Source organism: Solitalea canadensis DSM 3403 (assembly GCF_000242635.2).
Classification (GTDB): Bacteria; Bacteroidota; Bacteroidia; order Sphingobacteriales; family Sphingobacteriaceae; genus Solitalea; species Solitalea canadensis.
Genome location: NC_017770.1, coordinates 3,261,295 through 3,283,425 on the forward strand (window position 1 = coordinate 3,261,295; position 22,131 = coordinate 3,283,425).

The 22,131-nt window shown below is 37.9% G+C and carries 14 protein-coding genes, 2 tRNA genes and 1 pseudogene; 8 read left to right on the forward strand and 9 right to left on the reverse strand.

Features of this window, described 5'->3' with window-relative positions; translation table 11 throughout:
• Nucleotides 1–205: 205 nt before the first annotated feature.
• The 4 genes from SOLCA_RS13435 to gap all read right to left on the reverse strand — a co-directional run bounded on the left by SOLCA_RS13435 (nucleotide 206) and on the right by gap (nucleotide 4,430).
• Nucleotides 206–1,246 (reverse strand): inorganic phosphate transporter, encoded by a 1,041-nt coding sequence (locus SOLCA_RS13435; protein WP_014681006.1) that lies wholly within the window; start codon nucleotides 1,244–1,246, stop codon nucleotides 206–208.
• Between the two features lie 24 nt (nucleotides 1,247–1,270).
• Nucleotides 1,271–1,918, reverse strand: a complete 648-nt coding sequence (locus SOLCA_RS13440) for a DUF47 domain-containing protein (RefSeq protein ID WP_014681007.1) — start codon at nucleotides 1,916–1,918, stop codon at nucleotides 1,271–1,273.
• Between the two features lie 115 nt (nucleotides 1,919–2,033).
• Nucleotides 2,034–3,221, reverse strand: coding sequence for a phosphoglycerate kinase (locus SOLCA_RS13445; protein ID WP_014681008.1), 1,188 nt, complete (start codon nucleotides 3,219–3,221; stop codon nucleotides 2,034–2,036).
• A gap of 213 nt (nucleotides 3,222–3,434) precedes the next feature.
• The gene (gene gap / locus SOLCA_RS13450) at nucleotides 3,435–4,430 is read right to left on the reverse strand and encodes a type I glyceraldehyde-3-phosphate dehydrogenase (RefSeq protein WP_174270032.1); all 996 of its coding nucleotides are present in this window, start codon (nucleotides 4,428–4,430) and stop codon (nucleotides 3,435–3,437) included.
• A 245-nt stretch (nucleotides 4,431–4,675) separates the two neighbouring features.
• Between gap and SOLCA_RS13455 the strand changes: the two genes are divergently transcribed.
• The 6 genes and pseudogenes from SOLCA_RS13455 to SOLCA_RS13480 all read left to right on the forward strand — a co-directional run bounded on the left by SOLCA_RS13455 (nucleotide 4,676) and on the right by SOLCA_RS13480 (nucleotide 8,155).
• Nucleotides 4,676–4,750 (forward strand) — tRNA-Glu (locus SOLCA_RS13455).
• A gap of 47 nt (nucleotides 4,751–4,797) precedes the next feature.
• Nucleotides 4,798–4,869 (forward strand) — tRNA-Glu (locus SOLCA_RS13460).
• A 116-nt stretch (nucleotides 4,870–4,985) separates the two neighbouring features.
• On the forward strand, nucleotides 4,986–5,351 hold the full coding sequence (locus tag SOLCA_RS13465) for an ISAon1 family transposase N-terminal region protein (protein ID WP_042479065.1): 366 nt from the start codon (nucleotides 4,986–4,988) through the stop codon (nucleotides 5,349–5,351).
• Between the two features lie 43 nt (nucleotides 5,352–5,394).
• A pseudogene (locus tag SOLCA_RS13470) lies at nucleotides 5,395–6,314 on the forward strand (ISAon1 family transposase).
• Nucleotides 6,315–6,433: 119 nt separating this feature from the next.
• Entirely contained in the window at nucleotides 6,434–6,925 is a 492-nt protein-coding gene (locus SOLCA_RS13475) for a hypothetical protein (protein ID WP_014681010.1), read from the forward strand.
• 456 nt (nucleotides 6,926–7,381) lie between these two features.
• On the forward strand, nucleotides 7,382–8,155 hold the full coding sequence (locus SOLCA_RS13480; RefSeq protein ID WP_014681011.1) for a helix-turn-helix domain-containing protein: 774 nt from the start codon (nucleotides 7,382–7,384) through the stop codon (nucleotides 8,153–8,155).
• A gap of 412 nt (nucleotides 8,156–8,567) precedes the next feature.
• Here SOLCA_RS13480 and SOLCA_RS13485 read toward each other — a convergent pair whose 3' ends face one another.
• The 4 genes from SOLCA_RS13485 to SOLCA_RS13500 form a co-directional block, all read right to left on the reverse strand.
• Nucleotides 8,568–10,247: a SusD/RagB family nutrient-binding outer membrane lipoprotein gene (locus SOLCA_RS13485; RefSeq protein ID WP_042481323.1), complete on the reverse strand. Its 1,680-nt coding sequence runs from the start codon at nucleotides 10,245–10,247 to the stop codon at nucleotides 8,568–8,570.
• A gap of 25 nt (nucleotides 10,248–10,272) precedes the next feature.
• The gene (locus SOLCA_RS13490; protein WP_052308595.1) at nucleotides 10,273–13,602 is read right to left on the reverse strand and encodes a SusC/RagA family TonB-linked outer membrane protein; all 3,330 of its coding nucleotides are present in this window, start codon (nucleotides 13,600–13,602) and stop codon (nucleotides 10,273–10,275) included.
• 415 nt (nucleotides 13,603–14,017) lie between these two features.
• A complete protein-coding gene (locus tag SOLCA_RS13495) occupies nucleotides 14,018–15,478 on the reverse strand; it encodes an alpha-L-fucosidase (protein ID WP_014681014.1) in 1,461 nt (486 codons plus the stop codon).
• A 57-nt stretch (nucleotides 15,479–15,535) separates the two neighbouring features.
• Nucleotides 15,536–18,181 carry a glycoside hydrolase family 3 C-terminal domain-containing protein gene (locus SOLCA_RS13500; protein WP_042479826.1) on the reverse strand — a complete coding sequence of 882 codons (2,646 nt, stop codon included), beginning with the start codon at nucleotides 18,179–18,181 and terminating at the stop codon, nucleotides 15,536–15,538.
• Nucleotides 18,182–18,822: 641 nt separating this feature from the next.
• Here SOLCA_RS13500 and SOLCA_RS23210 point away from each other — a divergent pair.
• Together SOLCA_RS23210 and SOLCA_RS22435 are read left to right on the forward strand one after the other, a co-directional pair.
• Nucleotides 18,823–18,981, forward strand: coding sequence for a hypothetical protein (locus tag SOLCA_RS23210; protein WP_014681016.1), 159 nt, complete (start codon nucleotides 18,823–18,825; stop codon nucleotides 18,979–18,981).
• Nucleotides 18,960–19,532, forward strand: a complete 573-nt coding sequence (locus SOLCA_RS22435; protein ID WP_014681017.1) for an ester cyclase — start codon at nucleotides 18,960–18,962, stop codon at nucleotides 19,530–19,532. Before SOLCA_RS23210 ends, SOLCA_RS22435 begins: the two co-directional genes overlap by 22 nt.
• A 93-nt stretch (nucleotides 19,533–19,625) precedes the next feature.
• On the opposite strand, the gene SOLCA_RS13515 is transcribed toward SOLCA_RS22435, so the two are convergent.
• Nucleotides 19,626–21,908, reverse strand: coding sequence for a family 20 glycosylhydrolase (locus tag SOLCA_RS13515; protein WP_014681018.1), 2,283 nt, complete (start codon nucleotides 21,906–21,908; stop codon nucleotides 19,626–19,628).
• Nucleotides 21,909–22,131: the final 223 nt, after the last annotated feature.

Sequence of the window (22,131 nt, forward strand, 5' to 3'; positions counted from 1 at the left end):
TTTTCCACATTTTTGATATTAATTCGAGGTCTTTTTTATTACTATAGTATAGAAGAACTATTTATTACCCATTCATTTTTAATGCAAACAGGCTGATTTCAGGATGAAGTGGAGAAATGTGGGAGAGCTAAAACAGAAAAGAACAGTACCCGAAAAATAAGCTATCTATTTTTAGAATACTGTTCTTAATTATGAAATGAAGCTATTAGTTAGCTACAATACTAAATACTTTTAACAACCAGTAAAATCCGGCAGCAAACAAGCCTGAGATAGGAATGGTAAGCAACCAGGCCCATAACAGGTTAATGGTAACACCCCAGCGAACAGCTGAAATACGTTTAGTTAAACCTACACCGATAATTGATCCGGTAATAGTATGAGTAGTACTTACAGGAATACCCAATTCAGCGGTGGTAAAAAGGGTAATTGCACCTGCTGTTTCGGCAGCAACTCCCTCAAATGGCGACATTTTGGTAATCTTAGTACCCATCGTTTTTACGATTTTCCAGCCACCGAACAATGTACCAAAACCAATCGCTGAGTAACAGCCCATCACTACCCATGATGGAATATGTTTTATCTTACCTCCCACGCGAATTACTTCCATCCATTGAGGCACACTGTCGGGATGTTGATTAGCGTATACTACCAAAGCAGCGGCTATAATACCCATTACTTTTTGCGCATCATTACCACCATGTCCTAAACTGAATAAAGCGGACGATAATAATTGCAAACCTTTAAATGTATTATTGAGTTTGTAGGGATTCCCTTTCCGGCTGAGCCAGAGCATTATTACCGAAATAATATAGGACACCAGCATACCAATAACAGGAGCAGCAACAATAAACAACAAAATTGGAAGAACTACATCCATTTTTACAACTCCAAAACCAGCATGGGAAATTGCAGCACCTGCAAAACCTCCAATCAGTGTATGAGAAGAGCTGGAAGGAATTCCCATCCACCATGTAATTAAATTCCAGATGATAGCAGCGCATAATCCGGCAAAAATAACTTCAAGGGAAATGGCGTCAGTTTTAACGGTTTTGGCAATGGTATCAGCAACATGAAGTTCAAATATCCAAAATGCCATTACGTTAAAAAAGGCAGCCCAAATAACCGCCTGAACAGGCGTAAGGACTTTAGTAGAGACAATTGTAGCAATAGAATTTGCGGCATCATGAAAGCCATTGATAAAATCAAAAATCAAGGCTAAAACGATGATTATAATCAGCAGAGTCATTCGAAAAGCTTTTCGCTGTTAAGTTTATGAATTCTTTAATACAATTGATGAGATAACGTTGGCAGCATCTTCACACTTATCAGTTGCTAACTCCAACATTGAAAGTACTTCTTTCATCTTGATCAATTCTTTCACGTCTTCTTCATGTTTGAACAAATCTGCCAGAGCTTGGTCTAATACATTGTCAGCTTTGTTTTCAACGCTATGGATTTTAACGATAGCTTCATGAATCAACTTCACATTTTTTAGGTTTTGCAACTCCCTTACAGCAATTTGCAATTGTTGCGCACCTTCATGGATCAAATTAATAAGGTCTTTAATTGATTGTGAGTAATCCATGATATCATACAAAAGAAAATCTTTTGCTGAACCATTTAAGTAATCTGCAACGTCATCAATTTTCGACGCAAGATCATGAATATCTTCACGGTCGAAAGGAGTGATAAAATTGCGGCTAAGCTCAGTTAAAATTGCATGAGTAACATCATCACCAACATGCTCGAGGTCCTCGATTTTACGAATCAGCGCATTACGCTCTTCCACAGTTTTAGAATTTACCAGCTCAATCATTACAATTGACATGTTGGTAAGGTTGGCTGTGGCTTGCTCAAACAGAGGAAAGAATTTTTTGTCTTTAGGAACAAAAAATTGAAAAATTGAATTTAACGACATAAGACAGCTTGTTTTTTAACAGGCTCCGATTTGTTAATATTAAGATAATATAAAAATTCAGTGCAAAAAAAATAAGGAAAACGACCTTTTCGCCGCTTTCCTTACGTACTAAATATTATTCCAAAATTGCCTTTATACCTGGTAATTCCTTACCCTCCAGCGACTCAAGCATTGCGCCGCCGCCGGTAGATACATAGCTTACTTTGTTTTGATAACCAAATTGTTTAACAGCAGCAACTGAGTCGCCACCGCCTACTAATGAAAATGCACCGGCAGCAGTTGCATCAGCAATTGCATCACCTAACGCCTTTGTTCCGGCAGAGAAGTTTTCAAACTCAAAAACACCTAAAGGACCATTCCATAAGATAGTTTTCGATGCTTTTACCACTTCTGCGAATTTTGCTAAAGTTTTTGGACCAGCATCTAAACCTTGCCAGCCTTCAGGAATCGCATCTACATTTGCAACCTGAGTTTTAGCATTATTATCAAATGAATCTGCTGCAATAACATCAATTGGAAGATAAACGTTAACGCCTTTTTCTTTTGCCTGTTTAAGGATGTCAAGAGCAAGCTCCATTTTATCATCCTCGCAAATTGAAGCTCCAACTTGTCCGCCTTGAGCTTTAACAAAAGTATAGGTCATACCGCCACCAATGATGATGTTATTTACGGTATCTAGCATTTTATTAATGATGGTAATTTTTGAAGATACTTTTGAACCACCTAAAATAGCAGTTACCGGTTTTTCACCATCTTTTAATACCTTATTAATGGCTACAATTTCTTTAGCCATCAAATAACCAAAACATTTATCCTGAGGGAAAAATTTAGCAATAATAGCTGTTGAAGCGTGCGCACGATGAGCTGTACCAAAAGCATCATTTACATAAATATCACCTAGTTTTGCCAATTTGCCTGCAAAAGCTTCATCACCATCTTCTTCTTCTTTATGGAAACGAAGGTTTTCAAGTAATAAGATTTGGCCAGGTTTTAATGCTGCAGAAGCTTTCTCAGCTGCTTCACCTACACAATCTTCGGCAAATACAACCTCTGCACCCATTACTTTAGCCACGTGATCTTTTACATGCTTTAATGAGTATTTTTCTTCAGCACCTTTAGGGCGACCTAAATGTGACATGATGATTGGCATTCCGCCATCCGCCAAAATTTTCTTAATCGTGGGAGCCGATTCCTGGATTCGAGTGTCGTCAGTTATTTCAAAGTTGTCGTTTAGGGGGACGTTAAAATCGACACGGATCAACGCCTTTTTTCCTGAAAAGTTAAAATTGTCAATTGTCTTCATGTTTTTTGAATTAACTATATATGGAAAACACGACGCTGAATAACCTTTCATTGTCAATGATTTCCATGGTATGAGCACTAAAATTATGCCCTTTGAACCCCTCCCCGATAGATTCTGAGCGCTGCGAAATTACGATAATCCTGATAGTTTTTTTATGATGAAAGAAGATTTAGATAGTTTTTTCTTAAAATCTATTATTCAGTGCATTAAAACTTAATGTAAATCAGCCCATTTTACCACTAATTCGGCCAAACGGCTTGAATAACCAAACTCATTATCATACCACCCAACAACTTTTACCATGGTTCCAACAACCGATGTAAGTTGTGCGTCAAACACACAAGAGAATGAATTATCCAAAATGTCTACTGAAACAATCGGATCAGTAGTATACTCTAACACTCCATTTAAATTTCCCTTTGAAGCAGCTAAAAAAGCATCATTGATTTCTTCAACTGTAGGAATTACCTTCAATACACAGGTAAAATCCGTTAAAGAACCATTGGGAACAGGCACACGCACCCCCGCACCTCCCAGTTTACCTTCTAAATGAGGAAAGATTGAAGTAATTGCTTTTGCAGCGCCAGTAGTGGTTGGAATAATTGATTGGGCTGCGGCACGTGCTCTTCTCAAATCTTTATGAGGAGCATCATGCAATGACTGATCTCCGGTATATGAATGAACGGTAGTAATATATCCACTTTCAACACCCCATAGATCGTCCAGCACTTTAATCATTGGAGCAAGGTTGTTTGTAGTGCATGAAGCATTTGAGACAATCTGTTCATCAGTTGAAAGAATATGATCGTTTATGCCTAAAACAACTGTTGGAATTTCCTTATCTGGCGATGGTGCCGAAATAATCACCCTTTTTGCACCTGCTAGCAAATGCTTTTCGGCATTTATTTTTGAAGTAAAGCGGCCTGTAGATTCAATGACAATGTCGATCTCTAACTCCTTCCATGGAAGTTGCGAAGGATCACATTCCCTATAAATATTAATCGGATTACCATTAATAATAAGGTGCTTTTCATCTGCATTTACTTCTCCGTTGAAACGGCGATGAATGGAGTCATATTTAAAAAGATGCGCCATGGTAGAAGCATCAGCTAAATCATTAATTGCAACTACTTCGATTTCGTTTTTTAACAAGGCTCTTCTCAAAAACACTCGTCCAATACGACCGAAACCGTTTATTGCCACTCTAATTTTTTTCATACATGTTGGATTACACGGATTTAGTCCCACTCCCAAATAGCTATCGGAATTGGGTTGATTATACTGATAATGGCGATCCATTCTCTTAAAAGAGATTAAAACCTAAAGTGATTTTCAGTTTATTTTAGATTTATTGGTGCTCAAAAATATCTTATTAAAGAGTAAAAACGATTTTTTAAAAAAAGTTTTTATCCTATAATTTTTCTTTTATTTTTGCAGTCCGTTAAAAAAACGACGGCCCATTCGTCTATCGGTTAGGACGTTAGATTTTCATTCTAGAAAGAGGGGTTCGATTCCCCTATGGGCTACCAATTTTAGCTTTTTAACTAACGATAAATTAGCTATTAAAACAATAAATGGCCCGTTCGTCTAGGGGTTAGGACGCAAGATTTTCATTCTTGAAACAGGGGTTCGATTCCCCTACGGGCTACTAAAAACGCAAACCTAAACAGTTTGCGTTTTTCTTTTTTATACCCATCTCGGAACAGGAACAAAAGTTGTGGAGTTTAGGCTAAAAGCTGATTTTTGTGGATCAAAAAAAGAATAATGCACGATTCCTTTCAAGCCCTTCTTCACTTGGTTATTCCCGAAGGTGTTTCAGATTATTTCAAACTGGTTGACCATAAAACGCAGGCCAACTCCATTCATATTTACCTGGAAGAACTCAATAGTATTCCCCTGGAGTACCAGTCCAACCGGCTTCAATCCAAAGGTTTTTTCGATGAAGTGATTTTACAGGATTTTCCCCTCCGTGGCCGGGAGGTGTTCTTGCACGTGAAGCGTCGCCGATGGCTGAATTTAGATAGCAACAAAGTGGTTTTCCGTAACTGGGAGGTGGTGGCCAAGGGAACGCGAATCACCCAGGATTTTGCCGCTTTTTTAAAAGCTATCAGCCGATACCAAGGCACATAGCCTGCAAACGATCGGTTCATTTTACGGCATTAGCGGTAAAAAACTGCAACGCTATTATCGGGATAAGCTTAGTGACTACTCCCTTTGGGAACATAAAGAGAATGCTCGCAAGGGACTTGTTTTTGAACAGAATATGGGACCTTTTCTATCGATTGATGAAACCTCGCTCTCTCACGGAGAGCTCTATACGGTGGTGACCAACAAACAGGCAAAAGGGAAGGCAGGAACTTTAGTGGCCATTATGGAAGGCACTAAATCGGAAACGATCATCCCTTTGTTGCAAAAGCTATCGCCGAAACAACGCAATAAGGTACAGGAAATAACCCTGGACCTGGCGGGCAACATGAGCCTGATTGCCAAGAAGTGTTTTCCCAATGCCACCCGGGTGATCGATCGGTTTCATGTGCAGCAGTTGGCCACAGAAGCCTTGCAGGAGATAAGAATTAAATACCGCTGGCAAGCAATCGATGCAGAAAATCAAGCAATAGAAGATGCTAAAACAGCCCAAGTAACCTACTGCCCTCCGGTTCTCTCCAATGGAGATACGCTCAAGCAACTGTTGGCCAGAAGCAGGTACCTCTTGTATAAAAAAGAGGATAACTGGACTGCCGAACAGGCCCAGAGGGCCGCCTGTTATTTGAAAAATACCCCGATCTAAGAAAAGCCTATGAACTCACTCAAAAACTATCCTGGATCTTTAGTACTACCACAGATAAATTATATGCTTTTGCAAGATTGGCCAAATGGAACGAACTGGTGGAACAATCGGGATTCAAGTCGTTCAATACCCTCTCCAGAACAATTATTAATCACCACCAACACATACTCAACTACTTCGACAACAAAAGTACCAATGCTTCGGCCGAATCGTTCAATGCCAAGATCAAAGCGTTCAGAGCTCAATACAGAGGGGTGGGAAATGTGAATTTTTTCCTTTTCAGGCTGGCTAAATTATATGCTTAGTCCACAGATTTTGGACCTGATCCCTTTATATCCTCCCCAACAATAATTCAAACATCAACAGATCAATTAATTACTAATTATTTTTTAGTAAATTAAATCATCTCAAAATAGAAAAGTCTATGAAAACTAAATTTACGCTACTAACTGTGTTGGGTATTTTCCTTTCATTTACTGTAAAAGCCCAGACATCAGATGCTGAGGCGGAAGCCATGGCTAATTTATTAGGTGTACAAAAAAAGGAAGCTGTAAGTAAACTAGTTCCTGTTAGCGGAAAAGACTCCATTAATTTTTGGAAAATTTATGATGAGTATCAACGCGCCAATATGAATACGATTAAAAAAAGGATTAAATTATATGAAGCAACTGCCAAAGCTTATCAAAACATGACACCTAAAACAGCTGATTCATTAGCACTTCAATATTTCGCTAATCGTGAAGATCAGGAGAAAAGCATTGAAACGTATTATCATAAAATAAAAAACTCCACTAATGCAATTACGGCATTTGAATTCTATCAAGCCGAAACCTATTTATTGACGCAACTTAGAGCTTCCATAATGCAACAAGTTCCTACTTATGGTGAGTTGCAAAAAGCGTTAAAAAAGCTATAAACAAATACGAACCTTCGGTTTAAACCTGTTTCATTTGCTGATCATTGCTACATTGGCTAACAGTGGGAAGATGGCCAGGAAACTTGTTCAAATTAAAGTATTACACTCACCCAGTCATGTCATCATTAGACCCGATCGTTATGATGAAGCGTACTATAAAGTAAATAATTATACCACAAAGTATAACCAATAGGATTACTGTCAAAAGTTCACCTAAAGAGATGCCTTTTAACATGGCATACCCGTAAATAATTAAGACATTAAAGCTGTCTGCTATTATCTTCATACAATAAAGTCCTCACCTAAATTTAGGAAACAACATTGTATACAACATTTTTTTTCAGGAAGATTAATTACTACTTTTCCTCTCAAACCAGAAAGGCTTTTTGATTTCACTTATCAACAACGCTCATTTAACTGCTTTTTACTAATTTTATTTCTGTTAACAACTGTTGAATGAAAATTGAAAAATATACTCCATCACAGGTATTGATACCTTATATAAAGGAGTTTATTCTTATTGAAAGTGGTTTGGAATTCAGTAGCCGAACCATTCCCGACACATCAGTTGTTCTCTCATTCAGGTTCAGAGGTAATGTGTTAAAAATCGATGGCGAACAACAAGATTCTCTTCCAGTAAGCGCCATTGCCGGATTAAGAAAATCATCCCGCCAGTTTATTTATTCCTATCATACCTCCAACCTATTAGTCATTTTTCAGGAAGGCGGAATCAAGGCCTTTTCAAAAATTCCTGCCCATGAGTTATTTGAATTGAGCATATCGACCGAAAACTTGTTTGCCGTTAATCAATTAAATGACTTATTAGAACAATTAGCTGAAGCTCCAACCAACAAACACAGGATAACGATTATTGCATCATTTTTATTGAAAAAGCTCTTATTTAACAAGAAAGATCAATTGGTTATTCAAGCAACTCAATTAATCAGGCAACAATATGGAAATATCCGGATAAAGGAACTTGCTTCATCCCTACATATTAGTCAGGACCCATTTGAAAAAAGATTCAGAGCATTGATTGGCTCTACTCCAAAACAGTACGCATCAATTATTCGATTAAGAAACCTGATAAATAAATATCCTTCCTATCCTTCTCTAACCGAAGCTTCACTGGAAGCTGGTTATTTTGATCAATCACATTTTATAAAAGATTTCAGTCTATTCACCGGACAAACTCCCAAAGATTTCTTTAAATCATCCTTGTATTGGTAAATCAATGATTTTTTTTCAATTCCTGGCTATTAGTCGGAAGCAACGGTTAATAAAAATATCGTATGAATTGGAGTTCGTCTGAGAATTTGCTCTCGTTGAAAACAAAAAAGTTATAAATAGAAGGGAGACAGTACTATTTGCCTTAGCTTTATTAGAAATCTCATAGGCAAGCTTAACGTACAATTTGATAAAGCTTTGCTGAATTTGGTAGCGGTGGAAGCCGACATCCTGTAAACGAACATCCAGCCTGCCGCTTTCCAATCGTATTTCATTATGGTTCTAGAACCATACATTTGGTTTGCATATTACTGGATTCTGCCTCCACCACAAGTGGAGGCAATCCAGTCAATCTACCATTTATAATTAACCATTTAGTTCACAAAATGGGCTATACTAAAATTTAATTTGCTGATTAATTTTTGTCCCACCAAACACGACCAAACATGTCACTTGCACCTTGGCCAAATCCAGGATCCTTTTGCATTTCTTCTAATGCTGACTTATAGTTGTTATAGTTTCTACTAGTGGCATCAGGAACAGGTAACTGAGCTCTTCTCGGAATCTGTTGAACAATACCATCCGATTTAAATATTTCAAATGCTAAAACTGTATTATTGTTAGGCATACCTGTACGCTTATATAATGCCCAAGCCTCATTTGGTTGTTTGAAGTAATTCAAGAACATTTGAACTCGAATTTGCTGAATGGCAATTGCCGGATCAAATGCTACACCTGTGCTTGTAAGATAAGCGTCTATATCAGCAGGTTGAACCGCAGCATAGTTATGAATCCCTGCTGTTTTCGCCATAGCATCATAACTTTGAACTGAAGCTCTGATACCTTTCTCATACCATTCTTTAGCAGAACCAGTACCAATACCATATAACTGTAATAACTCAGCTCGCATGAAACAAACTTCAGCATAGGTTATAACATTGAAGGTTGTTCTTCCATTATCATTACGTTCAAACTCAGATTGCCATAAGCGCTGTTGAACACGAGATAAAGTATCAACAGTGATATCTGCACCACTCGCATCTACAATTCTGATGCTTGCAAATAACCTTGGATTTTGCGAAACTGCATCAGGACTGGCAACGGCGCCAACATATTGGCGAGAGCTCCGCACTGCTGCAGCAGGAAGTTTACCTTGCGCTTTTGCCAAGTCAAAATTCTCTTGACTATAAGCATTCTTGCGGAAGAACAAGGCAAGACGTGGATCCTTTTTATCCCACATAAAATCAATAATAGATTTTGAACCAGCAAAGCCGGTTGGATCGTAATTTCCGTGTGAAGTAAAGCCTGGCCCACCAATAAATGCCCACTCTTCATTAATTCCTGCAAATAAATCACCTGAATTCAAAACTTCGGTAGCAACATCCTTCAATTTTTGCTCATTACGTTTTTGCAATCTGAACGCAATTTTCAAACGAAGTGCACTAGCTGCTTTAGCCCAGCGAGCTGCATCGCCACCGTAATAAAGATCAAATTTTGCAAGTGAAACCTGATTTGCATCCGGGGTGTTTTTCAATGTTGCTGATAGTACTTTAAGCCTATCGATCCATGCATTGAATAATTGTTCCTGAGTGTCATATTTTGGTTGATCAGTTCCTCCATAACGCACTTGAAAAGCTTCATTATATGCAATGCTTCCGTTAATATCCGAAACATAAAATGCCTGGTAGATTTTCAGAATCTCAGCAATAGCTTTCATGTTAGCATATTTTCCTTGCTGATCCTGAGGCATTTTATCAACCAAAACAATCAGGTTTGTTAAATTATTCCCAACATTTCCGTAAAAGGTTCCATAACGGGAATTCATGTTTCCTGAATTGGTTATAAAATCGGTCGTATTACCTGTAATAGGTACTTGTAATTGCATCCATGGCATTATACGACGATAGTTATCATAGAAAGCCTCAAAGCTATTTTCATGGATACCGATAACAGCATTTGTGAAAAATGTTTCTGGAGAAACATCAAGTATAGTTTCAGGGTTAGTGTTTATTTCTGCAAACTCGTTGGTGCAGGAAACCATCATCAACGAAGAAACTGCGATGGCTATATATTTAAGTTTTTTATTCGTCTTCATATTTAACAAATTTTGAATAGATTTCTTAGAGTCCAACATTAATCGAGAAACCAAGTGATCTGGTAAATGGCATTCCTCCGTATTCAAAGGCTGAACCGGCTCTGTTATTGTACAGTCCTTCAGGATTAACATTGCCAGGAGCGCTGTTGTATAAATAGAACAAATTACGGCCAATCAAACTCAAACGAAGATTATTCAACCTTAAACGGTTAGTGATAGATTTAGGGAACGTATAACCCAATGAAAGTTCACGCATTGCAACCCAGGTAGATTCAAATACAGCATGTTCACGAATACCGGTACCCCAAGAAGCTAAATTTCTGTAGTAGTTTTCAGTAGTTATTGGTTGAACAATACCTTGCTTATATGCCTCTTCAAAAGACATACCGCTTACATCATGTTCAACACCTTTTGGATCCTTGATTTTGATTCCCTGAGCAAATACTCCTTCCGGGATCATACCATCATAAAAGGTACCGGTTACATTTCCACTTGCATCAAATGTCTTACGTTCTAAACCGCCAGTTTCTTTATCACGTCCTTTTACGGTTTCTTGTAAAACACCATTCCAAATTCCATAATTATAGGTAGCTGATAGCATGTCTCCTCCTACGCGGGCATCCAACATAAATCCTAAATTGAAGTTTTTGTAGTTGAAGCTATTGGTAAGACTTGATAAGAAGTCTGGCTGCATGTTACCTACCGGAAGATATCCCTGACCCATTGCTTCAGAACGCATATAATATCCATCAGCCTTTAGCACCTTTTGACCATTGCTTGCGTGACTTACAGGATTACCATTAGCATCTTTTTGCTGATATCTTGCATAAGCGTATTTGGTTTTAATTTCACCGTAAGCACTTCCCACCTCAGCAACAGTTTGCACATCATTTCCCATACCCCATTCTAATACATATTGAGATACACCTTCGGTTAATTCAATAATTTTGTTACGGTTTCTGGTAAATGTAAGTGTTGCGTCCCACGAGAATTCCTTCGTTCTAACCGGAGTACCACGTAATAATACCTCTATACCTTGATTTTGAATATTACCGGCATTAATAATTTTTGAAGTTGCTCCACTTTCTTGAGGTATATCCAATTTCATGATTTGGTCATAGGTATTACTCTTATAGTAAGATACATCTAAACCCAGTCGATCATTAAAGAATCTTACATCAGCACCTACTTCAATTGACTTAGTAATTTCAGGTTTTAGATTAAGATTACCGATACCAGGTGAATCAAATCCGTAGCGAGGAATACTATTATCTTCTCTATCTTTATAATTATCTATAAAAATATAGTTACCTATGTTGGTATCGTAAGCTTTGGTATCCTTACCAACTTTAGCCCAAGAAGCACGAAGCTTACCAAATGAGAAATAGGTTGGCAAATGGAATGCTTCCGTAAATACCCATGATAAACTTGCTGATGGATAAAAATAAGAGTTGGTCCCACTACCATCAGTATAGGTTAAGGCCGAAGACCAATCATTACGGGCAGTAAGATCAAGGAAAAGCATTTTTTTATAGGCAAGGTTTGCAAAACCAAATACCGCATTCATGCGTTTTTTTCCATCAACCTTCTCTTCAACCTTCGCATTTTTTACAGAATTTGATAAGGTAAACTGGAATGGAGCTTTTAAACCGCCATCAGAATAAGCCCGAACATGACGGTCATCGTAATTCCAAATTTCGCCGCCGAGACTTGCGCCAAAATCCAAATCATTTGTAAGCTGTTTGTTTGCAGTTAAAATACCCTGAAGTTGATACTGTTTTTTCTCAGCCTGATATTTTTCATAGTAACCGTCTGAAAAGCCAATTTTGGGACCTAAGGTTTGTGTTTCTGTATTTGCATAAAGATTAGCAATATTACCTTTTAGGTTTAAAGTTAACCAGTTTGTTAAATTGCCGGTAATACCCAAGTTGGCCCGAAGGTTATCTTCTTTTTGGAAATTATTATTTTCAAAGAGCTCGAACCAATAATATGCAGCATATGGGTCATTCTCAATTACTCCCCCTTTAGGATCAATATATTGATCACGTTGTAGCCAATAGTTTGTTTGGTAGCTTCTTGGCAACTCATAGGCATATTTAAACATGATGTTATCATTCCCTCCCTGGCGAGCCGGATTGTCGGCCTGACTTCTTACATAAGTGATACCAGCGTCTAATGAAACATATTTAGAAAGTTTATGGGTAGCACGAAGGTTAAAATTGTTCCTATCGAAATTATTCTTAGGAGTAATACCACTCGAGGCAAGGTTTGAATAAGAGAAACGGAAAGTTGTATTCTCATTTCCTCCTTCCATTGAAAGGTTGCTGTTGATTACTTTACCTGTTTCATAAGCGTCCAAGTAATTGTTAGGCTGAGGAGAAAATTTGATGATACTTCCATCTGTTTCACGAACTTCGCGACCGTCCATGCGAGGTCCCCAACTTCTCCAGCTATTATTTGGATCAATTTCATCCATTCCATCAGTACCATTAGCAAATTTTCCTTTTGATCCTGATCCATATATATTTTGAAAATCAAGACCACTGTAGGCATTTTCAAATGATGATGTATTGCTAAAGTTTATTCCAAGACCTTTTCTTGCGCTACCTTTTTTGGTAGTAATTACAATTACACCGTTACCTGCTCTTGATCCATACAATGCTGTAGCTGCAGCTCCTTTAAGAACGGATACTGATTCAAAGTCATCAGGATTCAGGTTCTTCATTTCATTACCAAAATCAGAAGCTCCACCCCACTCTCCAGCACCTGTGGTTACATTATCAATAATAATTCCGTCTACAACAATAGTAGGTTGATTATTACCAGCTAAGGATGTATTACCACGAATATTAATTCTTGAGCTTGACTGAGGACCACCAGCACCCATGTTAATATTCACACCTGCAACTTTACCTTGCAATGCAGCAATTGGGTTAACTTGGTTTGATTTTGCCAACTCATCACCTTTAACTTCAGTAACAGAGAACCCAAGTTTTTTGGTTTCCCTCTTAATGCCCAAAGCTGTAACAACAACTTCACCTAAAGTCTTTTCATCTTCTTCGAGTATAACATTCATTGAAGTCTTTTGGCTTACAGTAATAACCGTTGTTTTGAATCCTATGAAGCTGAAGCTCAATTTTCCATTCTCCGGAACTGAAATAGTGAATTTTCCATTCTCATCACTTACTGTTCCTTGTGCTGATCCTACAACCTGAATACTGACTGCAGGAAGAGGCTGGTAGTTTTTGTCAGTTACCACACCGGTAACTTTCTTGTTTTGTGCCATTGCAAATGTGGAGCACAAGAGCAATGTCAAAAACATCAAGCTTTTTTTTAACGTAAAGGTTGATTTCATAATTTGATAGTTTCGTAAAAAAATTGGTTAAAAATCGATTTAGCTAAGTTGTGAAAGCTCATAAAATGAATTGTTTATAATTAAATTTTCGTTTGGGTTATTTTATTCAAATTGGTTGACAAGGAGCGTCTGGTTTTATAATTTAAAATTTCAGGAAATCAAAACAATATTCGGTTTTGTATTCTGTATACAATTCAAAACAAATAAAACACTTTTTAATTGATTAAAAAAGTTTTTGTAACTTTTTATTTACACAGAATATATGAACAATTGATTTCAATACAGCAAACTATAATTTGACTCAATCTCTTCATAAGAATTTAAATTTTGCAAACACTGCATCAAGCAACACTCCTTCAGCAGAAAAAAATGTGACCAAGTAATACCATTCTTATTTTTCTCCTTGAAATAATCTTTACTCTGAATCTGTATTTACCCGGAAAGTCCACGCCGGTTGTCCTTTTAATTTTGTTACCGCCACCGCAGGAATAGCAATCATCACACCCTCCTCTGCCGGTTTCCAACTCAACGGTTTATCATAACCCAGCAAATAGATTGCTGATTTAGATTTTGGCTTTAAAACAGGGAGAATAATTTCTTTCGGCATTAATTCTTCTTTCTCATCTGCTAAATAAAATGCATAAGCCTGATTACCCTTTTTGCTTTTTGTAAATCTCCATTTTGCAGACTGGTTAATACTGTAAGGAACTGTTGCATAAATGCCTTCGTTGTTGATATCCATCCATGCTCCAATACCTTTCAATCGGTCATAAACTTCCGGAACCAAATCGCCACTTTTATCAGGCCCAATTCCTAACAGAAGATTGCCCCCTTTAGCAACAATTTCGATCAGTGTATGAATGGCCCAATTCACTGATTTGTATTTCTCATTAGGCCCGGTACTGTACCAGTTATCTCCCAGTGTAATGCAGCTTTCCCATGGATAATTTGGAACTGTTGTTGGAATTTGTTGCTCTGGGGTACGGTAGTTTTCAAAATCACCGTGCACAGTTCTGTCGACCATCAAAATACCGGGCTGGTTTTTTCTTGCCATTTCAGCAATACGAGGCATGTTAACATCCTGAATCCAGCGTTTTTTGCCCAACCAAGTTTTGGTTTCTTCAGTTAATGATGACTCCGGACGAACCTGTCCCCCATCTAGCCAAAGAATATCTAATTTGCCGTAGTTTTGCGTTAACTCTTCAAGTTGATTGTAAGTATACTGTTGAAAGCTCTTCCAGCGTTCCGGATACTTTGCCGGGTCGTAATTCACGTTTCTATCCAAAGGAGGAAAATATGGCCACCAGTAATTTTCGTTATGCCAATCAGGTTTTGAAAAATATGCTCCAATGCCAAGACCTTGACTTCTGAATGCACTAAAAACTTCTTTGGCAATATTGCTCTTAGGATTCTTACTGAAAACGCTTCCCTTATCCGTGATTTTATAATCAGTGTACTTAGAATCGTACATACAGAAACCATCATGATGCTTTGTGGTAAACACCACGTATTTCATTCCCGCTTGCTTTGCAGCTGCGGCCCATTTTTGAGGGTTAAATTGAACAGGATTGAACGCTGACCTTATATTTTCATAAGCCTTTTTATACTCGTTATAATTCTCTGCATATGGACCACGGCGAATACACCAATCTTCATCCTCCGGACAAAGACTCCAGCTTTCTACCACTCCCCACTGGCTATATGGCCCCCAGTGAATGATGATTCCAAATTTCCAATCTTGCCATTGCGTCAATTTTTTACTCACTAACGAATCGCCAGGCCAATGGTAGGGAAACTCCTTCTCTTGTGCACGCAACCCACTGATCTGAAAAGCCAGTACAGCGACGAGTGAAAATTTAAGTAAACTACTTCTCATATATAATTTTGGATTTTGGATTGATCAATTTATTGTAAAGCAAACCTGTGATAACGTTTAATTCCCAACTGTAAGAATATCCCTAAGTCTGATGTCTTTTGAAGATGCTCCTATCATAATTCTAAACTCTCCCGGTTCAACCACCCACTTCATTTGTTCGTTCAGCATTTTTAAAAGGTCGGGAGTAATCGGAAAAACAACTTCCTTTTCTTCTCCTGGTTTCAGAGAAATGCGTTGAAAACCTTTTAATTCTTTCATCGGACGAGCAACCGAGGCTAACAAATCACGTACGTACAACTGCACAACCTCTTCTCCTGCCCGGGTTCCGGTATTCTTAACGGCACAATGAACTACGGTTGATTCATTTTTGGCAATCTGCTTTTTATCAAACTTCAAATTAGTGTACTCAAATTTGGTATAGCTTAATCCAAAGCCAAAAGGAAATAAAGGCTGTCCGGTAAGATTTACATAATCATCGGTTCGGCCGGTTGGTTTATGATTGTAAACTAAGGGTAGCTGACCTTCAGCAATAGGAAAAGTAATCGGCAAACGTCCTGCAGGATTATAATCACCGAATAACACATCTGCCAATGCATTCCCACCTTCTTCTCCTGGGTACCAGGCATCAATTACTGAAGAAACATTATCGATCCATTTCGTCATGGTGATGGCGCTTCCTCCAATTAAAACCACAACCACCGGTTTACCGGTTGCCGCAATTTTATTAATCATTTCTTCCTGGTGACCAGGTAAATTTAAATAGGCCCTATCGAGTGATTCACCTTCTTCAATACCAGCAACAACAACAGCAACATCACTATTTTTTGCAATTAATACAGCATCATCAATCTTCTTCTGCCAATCATTGGCCTCTATTACATTCCAAACCAGCTTAAACCATGCAGAACCAGAAGACTCAAAAAACTCTACCTTGATATCATACTCTTTATCCTTTTCAAAATAGTAGTCTGTTAACTTTGTGCTGTACGTTTGGCTCTTCCAATTATCGATCACCAGTTTCCCGTTCAAATACAGTCGATACCCATCGTTACCATCCAAACCGATTTTAAACTTACCAGTAGCTGGCGCTTTTAAATTACCTACCCATCTAACTGAATAGAAATCATAATTGATATCAGGGTGTGGGGAGTATAAAGTCCAACGGAAATTTAATTCCCTATCTACCCTTGTTAATACAGGCTTACCATTTAACCCTATATTATTGAAATACTCAGCGACTAAGCCGCTCTCTATTTTTCCATTTACATTACTAAATAGGTTTTCTGAAGGAATGACAGCAAACTCCGGAGATTGACGACCACAACCGGGAGCATAGTTAACCTTCGTTGCTTTGCCTAGTTTATTTTTGATGCCGTCCAGTATGTTGATTTTTCCATTACCTGGACCACTGTACCCACCTAACCGGGCTTCCTCAGCATCGGTTCCAATAAGAGCTAAAGACTTTATTGATTTTTGCAATGGCAATACATCGTTTTCATTTTTAAGCAAAACGATTGATTTTAGTGCGGCTTCTTTTGCCAAACTTTTATGAACAGGATTTCCATTCCATTTATTTACCTCGCTTTCATTTACATACGGATGTTCAAAAAGCCCCAGTTGAAATTTCACAGTCAGCACTCTCCTTACCGCTTCATCAATAATCTTCTCACTGATTCTTCCATCTAAAAAAGGAGGAATAAACAGTTTATAATGCTCATAGTCCGTTTGAAATATTACATCTAAGCCATTATTAATGGCGTTTGCTGAAGCGTCGGGATAGTCTTTTGCAGTAAAATGTAAAACATTCGCACCACCTACTGCTGAAGCATCTGAAATAACAAAGCCTTTAAAATTCATTTGTTGCTTTAGCTTCTTATTAAGCAGCCAATCATTTGCAGTACATGGGCTTCCGTTTAAAGAGTTATAAGAAGTCATTACACTGCGAGAGCCGCCGCGGTCAAAACAAGCTTTAAAAGGTGGCAAGTACAGTTCTTCCAGCAAGCGCTCATTAAAATCAATCGGATAACTATCGCGACCACCATCGCCACTATTCGCTAAAAAATGCTTTGGGGTAGTAATCACATCCATTTTTTCAAACGCCGAAACAAATGCCACTCCCATTTCTGATGACAAATATGGATCTTCTCCATAGGTCTCTTCCACCCTTCCCCAACGCACATCACTAGCAATATTGACAACCGGAGATAATATTTGCCGAATACCTCTGCTTTTTGTTTCTCTTGCAATGGCTTCAGCCACACGATTCATCATTTGCGTATCCCAAGTTGCAGAAAGGCCAATTGCCTGTGGGAAAGCAGTAGCCCCGTCCCGTACCAGGCCGTGCAATGTTTCATCAAACGCAATGATGGGAATGCCTAAGCGCGTTTCTTCAACAAAATATTTCTGGATAGAATTAATCTTTTTGGCTGTTTCCAATGCAGTTGTTGGAGAACTGTAATTGAGTAATTGGCCTGCGGCATCCGCATTTCCTTTTGAGCTTACCTGAAACCCAAACAAGCCATTTGTATATTTTTCTTTCCCTTCATCCAAGTCCCCGGGTATCATAAACATTTGCCAAAATTTTTCCTCCAGGGTCATTCTTGACAACAGGTCTTTCACCCTTTCTTCAACAGAAAGTTGAGGATTCTTATACGGAAATTGGGTTTGGGAAAAAGAGGAAAGTGAACATGAGCATGCAATCATAAAAACAAAAGATTGTATACCAATTATACTTGTCAAAAACTTATTCATAATCAATGGTTTACACGGCTATATTGTTAATATAATCAACCGAATGAAATTGACAGAATTTTATGAATGAGTATGAAAATCCTGACGATTAGACTATAAATTAAAGTTTATTTAAGCATAAAAAATTTTGTCTAATTGGCCAATTATTAAGCAATATTAACCTGATTATAAGGAAATATTATTTTATGATAAATAAATCGAGTTATAAGCAAAAATTGCTTAATACATTAATAACAAAGACCCTATTACAAGCTTTTTTTCATTTAACAATCGCTTAACTCAACCATTTTTCTTGCTACCTTACCTTTTAAATATCCGAAACTTTAGTATCCATCAATTTTTCAATATTGTGCTTAACAGGAAGCGGAGAAAAGCAACCTATCTTCTAAAGGCATTTTATTAACTCCTACCCTTCTTACGATTCACTAACTGAAGCTTCATTTTATTTGATCAATCACATTTATAAAAGATTTCCGGTTGTTTATCGGACCCAACGCAAAGACTTCTTCAAATCTTCTTTGTACAGATAAATCAATGATTTTTTACAATTCTACCCGCCTTTGGGATTATAGTTTTGATAAAAAATCACACAGATGAAAACAGTTTATTTCTTGTTGGGCATTAACATGATCGGAGTAATCACTTATGCCCAAACAGTTAGTAAAAGTAATTCCGTAACAATAAACAAGGAGGTAGAAATGTCAACTATTGAAAACAACAAAGAGGACCTTTGGGATTTGCAGAACCTATAAAACCATTATTTAAAGCATTTCCCGATATCCACTGGAATCTTGAAGACTTAATCGCAGAAGATAACAAAGTAGTAGTGAAATGGGATTGGAAAGGAACGCATTCGGGTAAGTTTACAACTTTTGTTGCTACTGGCAAACAAATAACGGCCAGCGGAATCGCTATTTATCATTTAAGTCATGGAAAAATAATAAGTACTACTATCCATACCGACAGACTTGGCTTTCTGCAACAGATTAATGCTTTGCCAGATGATCTCGCTTCACTATCTAATGATCCTGTTAATGAAGTACAGTTTATCGATAAATTTCTTGTTCCTGCAGCTGCAAAAAAAGAATTTTATGATAGGCTGGATATTAACAGAAATTTCATCAAAAAATTGCCCGGCTTCATAAGGGATAATGCTTACGAATACACTGATGAAAATGGAAACACCGTTTGTATAACAATTGCCTTATGGAAGGACAAAGAAGCACTATCAGCTGCTAAAACGGCAGTACAGGAAGAATATAAAAAACGGGATTCGATCCGGCTGAATTGTTTAAATGTTTAAATATAACTGCCGACAGAGGCGTATACAAAGCGTTAATAACGGAATAAATAAAAGGCTGCGGTGTTTGCGTCGCAGCCTTTAGTTTAGTTATTATTAGTTATAGAAGTTTTCAGCTTTAACACTTTGTTTTACTCCCGAAGGTGATTCATATTGCAATTGCAATGTGTAACCTCCTCCTCCTTCAATAAACAGGAGTTCAAAAGGATGACAACCTTTCTTCAAGGCTATTTGAGCAGTTTTTTCAGTCGCTGTATGAAATCCATCATTATCAACCAATGTATTACCGCCGATTTTCAGCACACTGCCATCATCTGACCGTAAAAAGAAAGTGTAAACACCAGTTTCAGGGGCATAAAAATAACCTGTGTGTTTAGTTGCAAAACTACCTGCCGTATTGGCAACCGGGATTTCAATTCCTTTAGTAATGTCTTGCTTATCTCTATCTGTCTCTTTTATCTCTTTAACTGATTTATATAGACCAGGATAATAAGAAAACTTCAAACCATTTTTCATCCCCTCCGTATTACCTACAGGCTCCAAGTAGTTTTGCTGTTGGTAGTCAATCGTGTACACGTCGCCATGCCTGCCAGTTGAACTAAAGGCAGCTACCTTAAATTGTGCTGATTGAGTAATATCTATTTTGGCTGGCATCAATTGCGATGAAGCAGTTGGATTTGAACCATCAGTCGTGTACCTTACTTTAAAAGCACTTACAGGATTTATCACTTTTAGTTCAGCTTTATCTACAAAAGCACTTTTCGTGCTAAAACCTCGTAACCCCGGAAATCTGTAATTAATATGCATAGCGTCCAGTAACGGCAACTGGCCGATAAATCGATTCTCAAAATCATTCCAGTCTTTAGAAGAGTTTGACCACGCATTTTCCGCTAAGGCAAGCATTCTTGGGTAAACCATGTACTCATACCTGTTCTCGGTAGAAATGTACTCAGTCCAAACGTTGCCCTGAATTCCACTTACAAATTTCTTATCATCTTCAGTAAGGTTATAATTTAATGGATCAAATGAGTATACTTTTTGAAGTGAATTATCGTCTTGCTGAGCATCAAAATAGCAATACTCCCCAGGAGTCATAATCATGTAATTTCCCTTTTCAGCAGCCATTTTAGGAGCTTGAGGCACCCAGGCTCTCCAATACATTAATGTTGCGGTTGGTGATATACCACCTTCTAAAATTTCATCCCAGCCTATCATTTTCTTCCCTTTGCTGTTCAGAAATTTCTCCATTCGGTGAACAAAATAGCTCTGAAGTTCCTCAACGCCTTTAATTCCTTCCTTTTTCATTAGCTCTGCACATTCCGGACTTTTTTCCCAACTTGTTTTTTCAACCTCGTCGGCGCCTAAATGAATGTACTGACTTGGGAAAAGTGCAGCAATCTCGGAAAAAACATTTTCAGCAAATTCAAAAGTGGTTTCCTTGCATGGACAAAGGGGTTCTGAAAACGTTTTTCCGAAAGCCGCTTGTCCGGATGAGGTTAACCATGGCATTAACTTAGTGGCAGCCATCATGTGGCCGGGCATATCAATCTCCGGAATAATCTCAACTCCTCTGTCCTGTGCATATTTAATCAGGCCTTTCATTTCTTCCTGAGTATAAAATCCACCGTACAATTTAACTCCATTAATTACCTTAAAATGTTTCTTTGGCAATTCATAATCAGGATTATCCTTTGCAAGAGTTAAACAAACCGAATCATGTCTGCTATAAGTTCTCCAGGCTCCTTTCTGAGTTAATTCAGGGTATTTCTTAATCTCAATCCGCCACCCTTCATCATCGGTAAGATGTAAATGCAATTTATTAAGCTTAAAATAAGCCATTCTGTCGATCGTCTTACGTAGATAAGGTAAATCAAAAAAGTGACGGGAAACATCAAAATGCATTCCTCTCCATTGAAAACGGGGATTATCTGTAATTGTAACACAAGGCACCTCAAGCGCCACGACTTTAGTCAAAAACAACGGAGCTCCTGTCAATTGCTTTATTGTACTAACTGCGTTTAAAGCTCCTTCTTCAGTGTTAGCTGAAATAATAATCTGGTCTTTCTTTACAGAAAGTTTATATCCACCCTCCAGAAGAGGCTTCGTTTCATTTTTGAATATAATTGAGCCTGGTTTAGTTGCAGATTGTGAGCATAAACTACTCATACGTTTAAGTTCAGCTATAGCTGCGTTTGCCTCTTTACCAAGGTTATTATTGACAATAGTATTTTTTCCCAATGAGAAAATACCGTCCTGAGTTTCCATACTCTCCGGTTTGGGAATAAGGTAATAATTGGGGAATGATTGCGCATTAGCTTTTGTTACAAACAAAAGCATTATAAACAGAAGGGAGATAGTACCTATTGGCTTTAGTTTCATAATGATCAATTTAGCTTAAGTACAAATTAGTAATCCTTTATGATTTGGTAGCGGTGGAGGCTGACATCCTCTGATGAATATCCAGCCTGCCGCTTTCCAATCGTATTTCGTAGTCTTTTTATTAAAGGATCAAATAAAAAGTAAGTTGACCCAAAAGAGTCGTTTCCTGTAAAATAAGGCAGGACCTCCTGCTACCAGAGGCCTGCCTTTATTATCAACCGTA

What these genes read in the sequence shown, in the direction of transcription:
- SOLCA_RS13515 (WP_014681018.1), bottom strand. Translation starts at nt 21,908, where the DNA reads ATGAAACTAAAGCCAATAGGTACTATCTCCCTTCTGTTTATAATGCTT.
- SOLCA_RS13465 (WP_042479065.1), top strand. Translation starts at nt 4,986, where the DNA reads ATGCACGATTCCTTTCAAGCCCTTCTTCACTTGGTTATTCCCGAAGGT.
- SOLCA_RS13490 (WP_052308595.1), bottom strand. Translation starts at nt 13,602, where the DNA reads ATGAAATCAACCTTTACGTTAAAAAAAAGCTTGATGTTTTTGACATTG.
- SOLCA_RS13495 (WP_014681014.1), bottom strand. Translation starts at nt 15,478, where the DNA reads ATGAGAAGTAGTTTACTTAAATTTTCACTCGTCGCTGTACTGGCTTTT.
- SOLCA_RS13475 (WP_014681010.1), top strand. Translation starts at nt 6,434, where the DNA reads ATGAAAACTAAATTTACGCTACTAACTGTGTTGGGTATTTTCCTTTCA.
- SOLCA_RS13445 (WP_014681008.1), bottom strand. Translation starts at nt 3,221, where the DNA reads ATGAAGACAATTGACAATTTTAACTTTTCAGGAAAAAAGGCGTTGATC.
- SOLCA_RS13500 (WP_042479826.1), bottom strand. Translation starts at nt 18,181, where the DNA reads ATGATTGCATGCTCATGTTCACTTTCCTCTTTTTCCCAAACCCAATTT.
- SOLCA_RS13440 (WP_014681007.1), bottom strand. Translation starts at nt 1,918, where the DNA reads ATGTCGTTAAATTCAATTTTTCAATTTTTTGTTCCTAAAGACAAAAAA.
- SOLCA_RS13485 (WP_042481323.1), bottom strand. Translation starts at nt 10,247, where the DNA reads ATGAAGACGAATAAAAAACTTAAATATATAGCCATCGCAGTTTCTTCG.
- SOLCA_RS13435 (WP_014681006.1), bottom strand. Translation starts at nt 1,246, where the DNA reads ATGACTCTGCTGATTATAATCATCGTTTTAGCCTTGATTTTTGATTTT.
- SOLCA_RS23210 (WP_014681016.1), top strand. Translation starts at nt 18,823, where the DNA reads ATGAAAACAGTTTATTTCTTGTTGGGCATTAACATGATCGGAGTAATC.
- SOLCA_RS13480 (WP_014681011.1), top strand. Translation starts at nt 7,382, where the DNA reads ATGAAAATTGAAAAATATACTCCATCACAGGTATTGATACCTTATATA.